Origin of the sequence: Mycobacterium palustre (assembly GCF_002101785.1) — a bacterium.
GTDB lineage: Bacteria > Actinomycetota > Actinomycetes > Mycobacteriales > Mycobacteriaceae > Mycobacterium > Mycobacterium palustre.
The window spans coordinates 106,070-118,981 of record NZ_LQPJ01000112.1 but is presented as its reverse complement, the minus strand read 5'-3'; the positions used below and the strand labels follow the sequence as shown (position 1 = coordinate 118,981).

General features: G+C 71.8%; 10 protein-coding genes. 6 read left to right on the top strand and 4 right to left on the bottom strand.

Translation table 11 applies throughout. The features are described from left to right. The first annotated feature begins 48 nt into the window (after positions 1-48). Positions 49-762 carry a histidine phosphatase family protein gene (locus AWC19_RS17700; protein ID WP_085079344.1) on the top strand — a complete coding sequence of 238 codons (714 nt, stop codon included), beginning with the start codon at positions 49-51 and terminating at the stop codon, positions 760-762. Here AWC19_RS17700 and AWC19_RS17695 read toward each other — a convergent pair whose 3' ends face one another. Then, positions 763-1,068, bottom strand: a complete 306-nt coding sequence (locus tag AWC19_RS17695) for a hypothetical protein (protein ID WP_085079343.1) — start codon at positions 1,066-1,068, stop codon at positions 763-765. A gap of 80 nt (positions 1,069-1,148) precedes the next feature. On the opposite strand from AWC19_RS17695, the gene AWC19_RS17690 reads away from it, so the two are divergent. The 3 genes from AWC19_RS17690 to AWC19_RS17680 all read left to right on the top strand — a co-directional run bounded on the left by AWC19_RS17690 (position 1,149) and on the right by AWC19_RS17680 (position 4,918). Continuing rightward, on the top strand, positions 1,149-3,137 hold the full coding sequence (locus AWC19_RS17690; RefSeq protein ID WP_085079342.1) for an SDR family oxidoreductase: 1,989 nt from the start codon (positions 1,149-1,151) through the stop codon (positions 3,135-3,137). Positions 3,138-3,234: 97 nt separating this feature from the next. Then, the gene (locus AWC19_RS17685) at positions 3,235-3,918 is read left to right on the top strand and encodes a 2OG-Fe dioxygenase family protein (protein WP_085079375.1); all 684 of its coding nucleotides are present in this window, start codon (positions 3,235-3,237) and stop codon (positions 3,916-3,918) included. A 1-nt stretch (position 3,919) separates the two neighbouring features. Further along, entirely contained in the window at positions 3,920-4,918 is a 999-nt protein-coding gene (locus tag AWC19_RS17680) for a nucleoside hydrolase (protein ID WP_142281264.1), read from the top strand. On the opposite strand, the gene AWC19_RS17675 is transcribed toward AWC19_RS17680, so the two are convergent. After that, positions 4,881-5,993: an enolase C-terminal domain-like protein gene (locus AWC19_RS17675; RefSeq protein ID WP_085079340.1), complete on the bottom strand. Its 1,113-nt coding sequence runs from the start codon at positions 5,991-5,993 to the stop codon at positions 4,881-4,883. The genes AWC19_RS17680 and AWC19_RS17675 overlap by 38 nt on opposite strands. 262 nt (positions 5,994-6,255) lie before the next feature. On the opposite strand from AWC19_RS17675, the gene AWC19_RS17670 reads away from it, so the two are divergent. After that, on the top strand, positions 6,256-9,402 hold the full coding sequence (locus tag AWC19_RS17670; RefSeq protein WP_085079339.1) for an FAD-binding and (Fe-S)-binding domain-containing protein: 3,147 nt from the start codon (positions 6,256-6,258) through the stop codon (positions 9,400-9,402). A gap of 11 nt (positions 9,403-9,413) precedes the next feature. Next, complete coding sequence (locus AWC19_RS17665) at positions 9,414-10,568, top strand: alpha-hydroxy-acid oxidizing protein (protein WP_085079338.1); 1,155 nt, start codon at positions 9,414-9,416, stop codon at positions 10,566-10,568. Here AWC19_RS17665 and AWC19_RS17660 read toward each other — a convergent pair whose 3' ends face one another. Together AWC19_RS17660 and AWC19_RS17655 are read right to left on the bottom strand one after the other, a co-directional pair. Then, positions 10,569-12,104 (bottom strand): DNA polymerase Y family protein, encoded by a 1,536-nt coding sequence (locus AWC19_RS17660; protein WP_085079337.1) that lies wholly within the window; start codon positions 12,102-12,104, stop codon positions 10,569-10,571. A gap of 51 nt (positions 12,105-12,155) precedes the next feature. Continuing rightward, positions 12,156-12,824 (bottom strand): hypothetical protein, encoded by a 669-nt coding sequence (locus AWC19_RS17655; RefSeq protein ID WP_085079336.1) that lies wholly within the window; start codon positions 12,822-12,824, stop codon positions 12,156-12,158. Positions 12,825-12,912 lie beyond the last annotated feature (88 nt).

Sequence of the window (12,912 nt, the reverse complement as noted above, 5' to 3'; positions counted from 1 at the left end):
ATCGCAAAACCCTTCCCAGCGGCACCATCGGCAGGGCAGGCTAACGCCATGCGCAAGGGGAGCATGGTCCGGAAGGCGTCGAACGCACTGGTGGTGCTCGCCGCGACGTTGATCGTCGGCGCCTGCGGCGGAACGCCGCAGCAGCGCAGCATCACGCTGACGTTCGTCCGGCACGCGGAGTCGGAGGCCAACGCGAGCGGGATCGTCGACACCGACGTGCCCGGCCCGGGCCTGAGTCCCGAGGGCAAGGAGCAGGCCGCGCAGGCGGCGCGCCAGCTCGCCCACAACAACTACGACGCCATCTACGCCTCCACCATGGCGCGGGCCCAGCAGACCGCCGCACCGCTGGCCTCCGAGCTGCACAAGCGGGTGGAGGTGCTGCAGGGCATCCAGGAGATCAAGGCGGGCTGGTTCGAGGGCAAGCCGGTCAAACAGGAGAACTCGACCTACCTGCTGGCGCCGGCGGACTGGGTCAACGGCGACATGCAGGACGCGATCCCCGGCTCGGTCAGCGGCAAGGAGTTCAACGACCGCTTCACCGCCGCCGTGCAGAAGGTCTACGACGGCGGCCACCACGACCCGGTGGTCTTCTCGCACAAGTTCGCGATCGAGTACTGGACGGTGCTGAACGCGAAGAACGCCAAGACCAGTCTGCTGAGCAGCCACCCGCTGCCCAACGTCGGCCGCGTGGTGCTCACCGGCAACCCGATGAACGGCTGGACGCTGGTGGAGTGGGACGGGATCCGCAACTTCTCCGGCTGATCAGTCAGCGGCCCGCCATTCTCGGCGGGCCCGCATATCCTCTTCGTACGCTTGGGCTTCCGCGGCCAACTGCCGGTAACCCGCGGCGGTGTCGGGGTCTTTGAACTGTTCCCCCCATCCGCCGGCGAGCAGCCGGATCAACTCCATCACGAACTGCAGGGGACGTCCGCTGTCCAGCGCGCCCCGGATCGAGTCGACCATGTCGTGAAACTGCATGTCGCTTTCGGCGGCCGCCGCGAGCGCGAGCGTCACCGCGGCGCGACGGGTGTCGTCGGGCCAGACCGAATCGTCGTGCGGTGGTTTCATGTCGCTTTATCCTGAGCCGCTTTCATGAGCCGCCTTCATGATGGTTGACGGTGCGGCCCCGAGGCACCACGATGGCTTGCATGCGGTATGTCGTTACCGGCGGTACCGGGTTTATCGGTCGCCGCGTCGTGTCGCGCCTCCTCGAGACGCGCCCGGAGGCCGACGTCTGGGTGCTGGTCCGGCGCCGCTCGCTGGGCCGCTTCGAACGCCTCGCCGCCGAGTGGGGTGACCGGGCGAGGCCGCTGGTCGGCGAGCTGCCCGAGCTGGAGCTGACCGAGGAGACCCTCGCCGAGCTGGGCCCGGTCGACCACATCGTGCACTGCGCCGCGGTCTACGACATCACCGCCGCGGAGGCCGAGCAGCGGGCCGCCAACGTCGAGGGGACGCGGGCGGTGATCGGGCTCGCGCGGCGGCTGGGCGCGACGCTGCACCACGTCTCGTCGATCGCCGTGGCGGGCGACTTCCCCGGCGAGTACACCGAGGACGACTTCGACGTCGGCCAGCCGCTGCCGACCCCGTATCACCGGACGAAGTTCGAGGCGGAGTCGTTGGTGCGCTCGGCGCCCGGCCTGCGCTACCGCGTCTACCGCCCGGCGGTGGTGGTCGGCGATTCGCGCACCGGCGAGATGGACAAGGTCGACGGGCCGTACTACTTCTTCGGCGCGCTGGCCAAGCTGGCCGTGCTGCCCAGGTTGACCCCGATGCTGCTGCCCGACACCGGCCGCACCAACGTCGTGCCCGTCGACTACGTCGTCGACGCGCTCGTGGCGCTCATGCACGCCGAGGGGCGAGACGGCCAGACGTTCCACCTGACCGCACCGAAAACCATTGGGCTGCGCGGCATCTACCGCGGTGTGGCCAGGGCCGCCGGCCTGCCGCCGCTGCGCGGGTCGCTGCCGCGTTCGGCGGCCGCGCCGGTGCTCAAGGCGCGCGGCCGGGCCAGGGTGCTGCGCGACATGGCCGCCACCCAGCTGGGCATCCCCGCCGAGATCTTCGACGTGGTCGACCTCAAGCCCACCTTTGCCAGCGACCGCACCCGGGAAGCGTTGCGCGGCACCGGCATCGAGGTCCCCGACTTCGCCGCCTACGCACCCCGGCTGTGGCGGTACTGGGCCGAGCACCTCGACCCCGATCGCGCCCGTCGCGCCCATCCGCTGCGCGGCCGGCACGTCATCATCACCGGCGCGTCCAGCGGCATCGGGCGGGCGTCGGCGATCGCCGTCGCCGAAAAGGGCGCGACGGTGTTCGCGCTGGCCCGCAACGCCGAGGCGCTGGACGCGCTGGTGGCCGAGATCCGCGCGGGCGGCGGGCAGGCGCACGCCTTCACCTGCGACGTCACCGATTCCACCTCGGTAGAGCACACCGTCAAGGACATCCTGGGCCGCTTCGACCACGTCGACTACCTGGTCAACAACGCCGGCCGGTCGATCCGGCGCTCGGTGGTCAACTCGACCGACCGGCTGCACGACTACGAACGGGTGATGGCGGTCAACTACTTCGGCGCCGTGCGGATGGTGCTGGCGCTGCTGCCGCACTGGCGCGAGCGGCGCTTCGGTCACGTGGTCAACGTCTCCAGCGCCGGCGTGCAGGCCCGCAACCCCAGGTACAGCTCGTACCTGCCCACCAAGGCGGCGCTGGACGCGTTCGCCGACGTCGTGGGTTCCGAGACGCTCTCCGACCACATCACCTTCACCAACATCCACATGCCGCTGGTCCGCACGCCCATGATCGCGCCGTCGCATCGGCTCAACCCGGTGCCCGCGATCAGCCCCGAGCACGCGGCGGCGATGGTGGTGCGCGGGCTGGTCGAGAAGCCGGCGCGCATCGACACGCCGCTGGGCACCCTCGCGGAAGCCGGCAACTACTTCGCGCCGCGCATTTCGCGGCGCATCCTGCACCAGCTTTACCTGGGCTATCCCGATTCGGCCGCGGCCCGTGGGCTGGCGACCGACACCGCGGCGGCGCCGATGCGCCGGCCCAAGCGCCCGGCCCGCGCCGCCGCCGGCGGCATCCGCACGCCCCGGCCGGTCAAGCGGCTGGCGCGCCTGGTGCCCGGGGTGCATTGGTAGGCGGGCGGGTTTTGCCGGCGCCGGATTGCGGTATTCCGGCGCCGTGATTCTCTGCGACGAGCGGACCGACGCCGACCCGGTGGCCGCCGCCGCCCGGATGCTCACCACGACGGGCGCCGCCGTGATGCCCGCGCTGGACACCACGCGCAGCCTCGGGGTGGGCCAGGAGGAATGGGCCCGGTTCGCCCGGCACTGGCGGCACCTGGCGCCCGACCCCTACGCGGCGGAGCTGGGGGTGCAGCGGCTGCGCCGGTACGGCCAGTACGCGGTGCGCGACGGGCTCGCGCGGCGGGTGCCCATCGGCGTCTTCGCCCAGCCGGAGGACTCCAACCCGCTCTACATCGGCAGGGACCGCCGGTTCGAACCGCTGACCGCCGGGTTCGACCGAGACCCCCTGCTGCACAGGGTGATTCGGCTGCTGGCCCGGCTGGCGGGAGCCCTCGACGACGTCGCGGAGTGGAACGTCAAGGTGCACCCGTTCCGGATCCGGTCGGCGGCCGACGGGAACGGCCTCCCGACGCCCGAAGGCATGCACCGCGACGGCGTCACGCTGGTCACCTCGCTGCTGGTCGCGCGGCGCAACGCCGTCGGCGGCGAGAGCACGGTGTGCGACCTGACGGGCCGGAGGCTGCTGAAGGCGACGCTGGCCGAGCCCGGCACGCTGATGCTGGGCGACGACCGCCGCACCGTGCACGGCGTCTCGCCGATCCGACCCGTCGACGGGTCGGGGCCGGCGCAGCGCGACGTCCTGGTGATCACCTTCGCCTCGGCCTGGCCATAGGATCACCGCCGTGCACACCGTCTTCGTCGACGCCGACACCGGCATCGACGACGCGATGGCGCTGATCTACCTGCTGGCCAGCGCCGACGCCGAGCTGGTGGGCATCGCCTGCACCGGTGGGAACATCCACGTCGCGCAGGTGTGCGCCAACAACCTGGGCTTGCTCGAATTATGCTGCGCGCCAAACATTCCCGTCTTCAAGGGCGCCGACGACCCGTTGCGTGGCCGCTGGCCGCAGCGGTCGAAGTTCCACGGCGACAAGGGCTTGGGCTACGCCGAGCTGCCCCCTACCGATCGCCGGCTCGCCGGGCGCGACGCCGCCGCGGCGTGGGTGGCCGCGGCGCGCGAGCATCCCGGTGAGCTGATCGGTCTGGTCACCGGCCCGCTGACCAACCTGGCGCTGGCCCTGCGCGCCGAGCCCGCGCTGCCGACGCTGCTGCGGCGGCTGGTGATCATGGGCGGCGCGTTCGGCGCCGACACCGACCCGATGGCCGAATGGAACATCCGGGTCGATCCCGAGGCGGCGAGCGCGGTCTTCGCGGCTTGGGCTGGGCGCCAACAGCTTCCGGTCGTCTGCGGCCTGGATCTGACCCGGCGCGTCGCCATGACGCCGGACATCCTGGCCGGTCTCGCGGCCGCCGCGGGACCGTCGCCCCTTGTCCGGGTGATCGAGGACGCGGTGCGGTTCTACTTCGAATCCCACCAGGCCCGCGGACACGGCTACGTGGCGTTCATGCACGACCCGCTGGCCGCCGCGGTGGCTCTCGACCCGGCGCTGGTGTCGACCCGGGCGGCGACGGTGGACATCGAGCTGGCCGACACCGCGACCCGGGGTGTGACGGCCGCCGACCGGTCGGGCGCCCGGAAACCCAACGCGCTGATCGGCATCGGGGTCGACCCCGCGGCGTTCTTCGACCGGTTCGTCGAGCGGGTCGGGCCGTTCGCGCGCCGGCTGTCGGCGCTCAGGCAACCCGGAACCGCTCGAGATCCGCGCGCTTGACGGTCAACCCGTGTCCCGGCGCCGAGCGGTCGGGCCGTAGCACCCCGCCCGGCTGGGGTTTCAGGGTGCCGTCGAACGCCAGCCCCTCGATCCGGATGTGGTCGTGGAAATACTCCAGGTGGCGCATATGCCAGACGGCGGTGCCGACCTGGCCGCTGATCTGCGGCGCGCAGTGCAGCGACAGGTCCATGCCCCGCGCGTCGCACAGCGCGGCGATTTTGAGCACACCGGTGATGCCGAGGGCCCGGGTGACGTCGGCCTGCAGGCAGTCCACCGCGCCGGCGGCCAGCATCTGGTGAAAGTACGGCAGGTGATAGCCGTATTCGCCGGCGGCGATGTCCATCCCGGCGGGGCCGTGCTCGCGCAGCTGGTGCAGGCCCTCGAGGTCGTCGGAGCTCACCGGCTCCTCGAACCAGCGCACGCCGTAGTCGGCGAAGCTGTGCGCCCACCACAGCGCTTGCTTGCGGTGGTAGGCGCCGTTGGCGTCGACGAACAGCTCGACGTCGTCACCGATCGCCGACCGGGCGGCTTCGACGCGGCCGACGTCGGCGTCGGGGTCGCGTCCGACCTTCATCTTGACCCGCGGGATGCCGGCCTCCGCCCAGCCGGCGAGCTGGGCGCGCAGGGTGTCGTGGTCATAGGAGGTGAAGCCGCCGCTGCCGTAGATCGGTGTCGCGTCGTGGATGGCGCCGAGCGCGATCACCAACGGCTCGTCCAGCAGCCGGGCGCGCAGGTCCCACAGCGCGATGTCGACGGCCGAAATCGCCTCGGCGGCCAGCCCGGGCTTGCCGAGATTGCGCACCGCGTGCTGCATTTGGGCCCACCGGGCCGGCGGCTGCAACGCGTCCTCGCCGGACAGCACGTCGGCCAGCTTGGAGCTCACCACGGCGACGACCGGCGTGCCCGCATAGGTGTAGCCGGTCCCGACCTGCCCGCCGGCCCGGACGCTGACCAGAACGAAGGTCGTGGAGTCCCACGCCAGGGTGCCGTCGGACTCGGGCGCGTCGGTCGGGATGGTGTACGCCGAGGCCTGTACCGACTCGATCGGGATCGCAACGCTCGCGCGCAAAGCCATGCCGGGGGACTACCCGAACACGACCGGGAAAACCCACCTCTGCACCGTTTTGACCGCCACCGCCGAGGGTAGCCGACAGATCGTGGCCCCCGGCAATCGTTGCCATTGGCACTTATCGGCGGCAACCGGCCGATGACGGCGATGCCGGGTGGCCCACACAGCCCGATACGAGGAGCGACATGCCCAAAACCGCCGACCTCATCGTCGAGCATCTGCGCCAGTGGGGCAGCCACGCGATCTTCGGCCGCCGGGGCGACGGCGGATGAACCTGCTCCGCGCCGACCGGGTGCGGACGGTGCCGGCCCGCCCGGACCCGCGCTTCGCCGCCGGGATGGCCGCCGACCGGGTCAACGTCACCGGCCTGCAAAACCAGCTGCGCCGCCGCGTCGACGGCGAAGTCCGGTTCGACAACGCCACCTTGGCGATGTACGCCAACGACGCGTCGAACTTCAGGCAGGTCCCGATCGGGGTGGTGGTGCCCAGGACGCTCGACGACGTGGTGCAGACGGTGCGGGCCTGCCACGCCTACCACGCCCCGGTGCTGTGCCGGGGCGGCGGCACCAGCCTGTCGGGTGAGACCGTGAATGTGGCTGTGGTGATGGACTTTTCGAAGTACCTCACCGAGGTCATCGACATCGACCCAAGGCGGCGGCTGGCCACCGTGCAGACCGGCGTGATCAACGAACAACTCAACAGGGCCACCGGGGAATTCGGGTTGGTGTTCGGGCCCGACCCGTCGTCGCACTCGCGGTGCACCCTGGGCGGCAACATCGGCAACAACTCGTGCGGGGTGCACTCGATTCAGTCGCACCTGTATGGTCCGGGACCGCGAACCTCCGACAACACCCACGCGCTGGACATCGTGACCTACGACGGCGCGCGGTTCACCGTCGGCGTCGACGAGGAGAAGGACCTCGACGCCATCGTCGCCGCCGGGGGCCGCAAGGGCGAAATCTATGCGGCGCTGCGGGACCTGCGCGACGAGTACGCCGACGACATCCGGCGGGGCTACCCGTCGGTGGACGAGCTGCCGCGCCGGGTTTCCGGCTACAACCTCGACGAGCTGCTGCCCGAGAACGGGTTCAACGTGGCCCGCGCGCTGGTGGGTACCGAGAGCACCTGCGCGGTGGCGCTGACCGCCACGGTCCTGCTCACCCCGGCGATGGCGCACCGCACCCTGGTGGTGGTCCAGTACGACTCGATCGGCGAGGCCGGCGACGCGGTGCCCGACATCATGGAATGGAAGCCGATCGGGCTCGAGGCGGTCGACCACCTGCTCGTGCACAACCAGGAGCTGACCGGCGTCAACGCGGCCGGCCGGGCGGCGCTGCCGGGGCCCAAGGCCACCGGGGCGTGGGCGTTCGTGCAGTTCGGCTCCGACGAGCCCGGCGAATCTTCTTCCCGCGCCGAGGAATTCGCCCGCTGGCTGCGCGACGAGCGGGGCTACGACGACGACCGCATCGCGGTGTCGCGCAGCAAGCAGGACGGCGGGAACAGCGAGGAGCTGTGGGCGATCCGCGAGGCCGGCCTGGGCTCGACGGCGTTTCCCGCCGACAGCGGCGATCACTGGCCCGGATGGGAGGACTCGGCCGTGCCGCCGCCGCGGGTCGGCGACTACCTGCGCGACCTGCGGCGGTTGTACGCCGAGCACGGCCTGCGCGGCGCCATGTACGGGCACCTGGGCGAGGGCTGCATCCATTCCCGGATCGATTTCGACCTGCGGCACCCCGAGGGGCTGCGCACCTATCGCCGGTTCATGGAGGCCGCCGGCGACCTGGTGGCGTCCTACGGCGGCTCGATGTCCGGCGAGCACGGCGACGGGCAGCAACGGGCCGAGCTGCTCGGCAAGCAGTACGGCCCGCGGCTGCTCGAGGCGATGCGCAAGTTCAAGCTGATCTGGGACCCCGAGTGGAAGATGAACCCCGGCAAGGTGATCGACGCCTACCGGTTCGACGAAAACCTCAAGCTCGGCGCCGACTACAACCCGGCGCGGCCGAAGGTGAAGTTCGCCTACACCGAGGACGGCGGCGATTTTTCGCACGCCGCGCTGCGCTGCGTCGGTGTCGGCAAATGCCGGGTGCCCGAGGCGCAGGGCACGATGTGCCCCAGCTACCAGGTCACCCGGGAGGAGAAGCATTCGACCCGCGGCCGGGCGCGGCTGCTGTTCGAGATGCTGCGCGGCGAGGTGATCACCGACGGCTGGCAGTCCCGCGAGGTGGCCGACGCGCTGGACCTGTGTTTGGCGTGCAAGGGCTGCACCAGCGACTGCCCGGTCGACGTCGACGTTCCCACCTACAAGGCCGAGTTTTTCTACCACCACTTCCGGTCGCCGCGCCGCTGGCGGCCGCGCTGCGCCTATGCGTTCGGGTTCATCGACCAGGCCGCCCGGTTGGCCAGCGCGATGCCCGAACTGGCCAACTTCGCCACCCAGACGCCCGGGCTCGCGCGAATCGCCAAGGCGCTGGCCGGGATCGACCGCCGCAGGCCGCTGCCCACCTTCGCGCCGACGACGCTGCAGCGGTGGTTTTCGGGGCGCGCGGTGGTCAACCCCGGCGGGCGCCGGGTCGTCCTGTTCCCCGACACGTTCAACAACCGCCTGCACACCGACGTCGGGGTGGCGTGCGTGGAGGCGCTCGAGGCGGCGGGCTGGCGGGTCGTCATGCCGATGGGGCACATCTGCTGCGGCCGCCCGCTGTACGACTACGGCTTCCTCGACGCCGCCGAGCGCTACCTGCGGCACGTGCTGGGGCGACTGCACGACGAGATCCGTTCCGGCACACCGATCGTCGGGATGGAGCCGAGCTGCCTGGCCGTGTTCAAGGACGAACTGAAGAAGCTCTTCCCGCACGACGACGACGCGGACCGGTTGGCGCGCAACAGCTATCACTTCGCCGAGTTCGTCGCGTCGTTCGACATCGACGTCCCCGCGGTGTCCGGCGCGCGGGCGCTGCTGTGGGGCCACTGCCACCAGCGGGCCACCGGCGGCGTCGACGCCGACCAAAAGGTCTTGCGGCAGACGGGCGTCGACGTCGTGCCGGTCTCCAGCGGCTGCTGCGGGCTGGCCGGCTCGTGGGGGTTCGAGCAAGGCAAGTACCAACTTTCGCTCGACTGCGGCGAGCAGGCGCTGCTGCCGTCGATCCGGGAGAATCCGGGCGCCCTGGTGGTGGCCAACGGGTTCTCGTGCCAGACGCAGATCGCCGACTCGGGCTCGGCCAAGGCGCTGCATCTGGGCCAGGTCCTCGCGATGGCCAACGCGTCGGCCGACATCGGCTCCGCCGCTCCCCCGGCTCGGCCCGAACCCGGCAGGCGCACCCGCGCCGCCCGGATCGCGATTCCGGTGGCCGCGCTGGGCGCCGGCGCCGTCGCCGCCACCCTCTTGTCCCGAAGGCTTTGGGCCACAAGCGATTAGGAGGCCTCCCCATGGCGTTCGCCGAGTATCAAAACGAGCTGTACGAGCAGGGGCAGGCCGGCCGGCAGCCGCCCTACCCGATCAACTTCGCCGACCTGGAGGCCAAGGCGGCCGCGGCGATGCCGCCCAAGGTGCTCGGCTACGTCGCGGGCGGGGCCGGCGACGAGCACACCCAGCGGGCCAACTGCGAGGCCTTCAAGCGGTGGGGCCTGTACCCGCGCATGGGCATCGCCCCCGACCGGCGTGACATGTCGGTGCAGCTGTTCGGCATCGCCTTGCCGTCGCCGATCTTCATGGCGCCCATCGGTGTGATCGGCGTGTGCGCCCAGGACGGCCACGGCGACATCGCCGCGGCGCGGGCGTCCGCGCGCACCGGCGTGCCGTTCTTCGTGGGAACGCTGACGTCGGACCCGATGGAGGACGTCGTGCGTGAAGTCGGCGACACCCCAAGCTTTTTCCAGCTGTACACGCCGCCCGATCGCGAGATGGCGGCGAGCCTGGTGCACCGCGCCGAGGCGTGCGGGTTCAAGGCCATCGCGGTCACCCTCGACACCTGGGTGACCGGCTGGCGCCCGCGCGACCTGAGCGCCGGCAACTACCCGCAGGTGCCCAGCGGGTGTTTGAGCAACTACACCTCCGACCCGGTCTTCCGCGCCGGCCTGCAACCGGGCGAGGACGCCACCGAGGCCGCGGTGCGCAAGCTGCCGATCTTCGGCGGGCCGTTCCGGTGGAGTGACCTGGAGTGGCTGCGGTCGGAGACCAGCCTGCCGCTGCTGGTCAAGGGGATCTGTCACCCCGACGACGTCCGCCGCGCCAAAGACATTGGCGTCGAAGGCATTTACTGCTCCAACCACGGCGGCAGGCAGGCCAACGGCGGGCTTCCAACGCTGGACTGCCTGCCCGGGGTGCTGGAGGCCGCCGACGGGCTGCCGGTGCTGTTCGACTCGGGGGTTCGCAGCGGGGCCGACGTCATCAAGGCCCTGGCGCTGGGGGCGACCGCGGTGGGGATCGGCCGCCCGTACGCCTACGGCCTGGCGCTGGGCGGGGTCGACGGCATCGTGCACGTGCTGCGTTCAATGTTGGCCGAGGCGGACCTGATCATGGCCGTCGACGGGTACGCCTCGCTGAAGGACCTGACGCCAGATGCGTTGCGGCCCGTCGGCTAGTCACTCGTAGCTGCCCTCCAGGTACCAGCGCCGCTGGCGGTAGCACAGCAGGAACGCCCGCTCGCCCTCCAGCAGGACCTGGGCGCGGGCGGTGCGGCCCTTTGCCTCGGGATCCCACCACCGCTCGTCGACCGGCCACGGCCCGGTCCACCAGCACAGCGGCTCGTCGCGGCCGCGCACGGTCAGCCGCGCGGGTTCGGCCGAAAACAGCCCCCGGTTGGTAACGCGCACCGGGTTGCCTTGGGCGTCAAGCAATTCCACCGGATCGTCGAACAGGACGGCCGGCGAGGGTTCCGGCAGTTGCCCGGGCCAGGGCGGGCCGGGATCGGCCCGCGGCACGGGCTCGTCGCCCAGGGGGGTCAGGGTGATGCGTTCGGCGGGCCCGCGGCCCCCGGACAGCACCGGCACCCGCACCGCCTCCGGGCCGAGCAGGCCCTGCACCCGCACCAGCGCCCGGCGGGCCCGCAGCCTGTCCTCCTCCCCCAGGCCGCCCCACAGCGGCAGCTGCAGCGCCTCGGCGGACACCACCTCCACCGCCTGCAACCGCAACAGCGTCACCGGCCCGGTGGGCCGCCGGTCGGCGGTGCGATTGCTCAGCCACCCGTCCAGTTGCCAGCGCACCCGGTCGGCGGTGGCGTCCTCGGTCAACGGCTCGGCGCACCGCCAAACCCGTTGCAGCTCTTCGCCGTTGGCGGTGACGGCGTGGATGGCCAGCCGGGTGCAGCCCACCCCGGCCGCTATCAGCGCCTGGTGCAGCGTGCCGGCCAGCGAGCGGCCGGCGAATGCCGCGGCATCGACCCGGTCGATCGGCGGATCGCAGTCGAGCACGGCCACCAGTTCCGGCGGCGGTTCCCGCCCGGACGGGCCCCGCTCGGGTTCGCCGCGGGCGAACCGGTGCGCGGCCACCCCGTCGGCGCCGAACCTGGAAGCCACGTCGGTAGCCGACAGCGCGGCGAACTGCCCGATGGTGCGAATTCCCATCCGCCACAACAGGTCCGTCAGCTCTTCCCGTCCCGGGCCGGACAGGCTCGGCTCGGTGGCCAGCTGCCGGATCGACAGCACCGACAGGAACCTGGCGTCGCCGCCCGGCTCCACCACGCGGCCCGCCCGCGCGGCGAACACCGCGGTGGACAGCTGGTCGGCGATGCCGACCTGACACTCGGCGCCGGCCACTGAACTCACAGCCACCGCGTCGATCAGCCGCTCGGCGGCCTGCTGTTCGGAGCCGAAATAGCGGGCCGCCCCGCGCACCGGCAACACCAGCAGCCCGGGCCGCAGCACCTCGGCGCGGGGCACCAGGTCGTCCACCGCCGCGATCACGCCTTCGAAGAAGCGGGCGTCGCGGTCGGCGTCGGCGGTGGTGACGTGCAGGTGCGGGCACCGCGCGGCCGCCTCGCGGCGCCGCAGCCCCCGGCGCACCCCGGCCGCGCGGGCGGCCGACGAGCAGGCGATCACCCGGTTGGCCAGGGTGACCGCCACCGGGGCCGTCGCCGGCAGGTCGGCCGCCGCCGCCGCCGCGACCGCGGGCCAGTCCATGCACCAGATCGCCAAAACCCGGGAACCAGAGGGGGAAGGAGCCACCCGACTTCACCCGGCTCGCGCCCGGCCGATCACCCGTCTGCCCGCGCACATCCCGCTGACCTGCAGCCGCACCCTGCCGATCCGGCCGAATCCCGGCCGGCCTCCGGCCGTGAGCTCGTAGCCGCAGACCCGGGCCGCCAGCCGCGTCGGCGCCCCCTGCCAGTCGCCGTCGGTGACCAGCAGGGTGCAGCCCTTGTTGCGGGCCCGGGCCACCACCGCCCGGGCCCGGGTCGGCGGCACCTTCCGCCCGCCCAGGCCGAGCACCACCAGGTCCATGCCGTCGATGAGCACCGCGGCCACCTCCACCGGGTCGGTTCCCGGATCCGGGATCACCGCGAGCCGGCTCAGGTCCGCGCCCATCTCCGCGGCGGCCAGCAGCCCGATGTCCGGGTGGCCGACGATGGCGACGTTGCCGCCGGCCGCCGTCACCGCGGCCACGATGCCCAGCAGCATCGACCGGGCCCCCGAGCACACCGCCACCGTCCCGCGCGGCAACGGCGCCGGCAGCGACTCCGCCAGCCACGGCGGCAACGCCACATGCGCTTCCGATTCCGGCAGCAAATCCTCGGCGGGGGCGACGGCCTTCCCGGAGATTTCAGCCATCCGTCGCCGCAGCGATTCCAGCTGGTCAGCGCGGTTTTTGCGGCCGTGTGCGGAGGCCAAAGCCGTGGTCATGACGAAGCCTCCTGCCAGCGTTGTTCGAATGTATGTTCGATACAGCTGGAGTTAACACCCGCCCTCCGACAACCGTCAAGAAACCCAA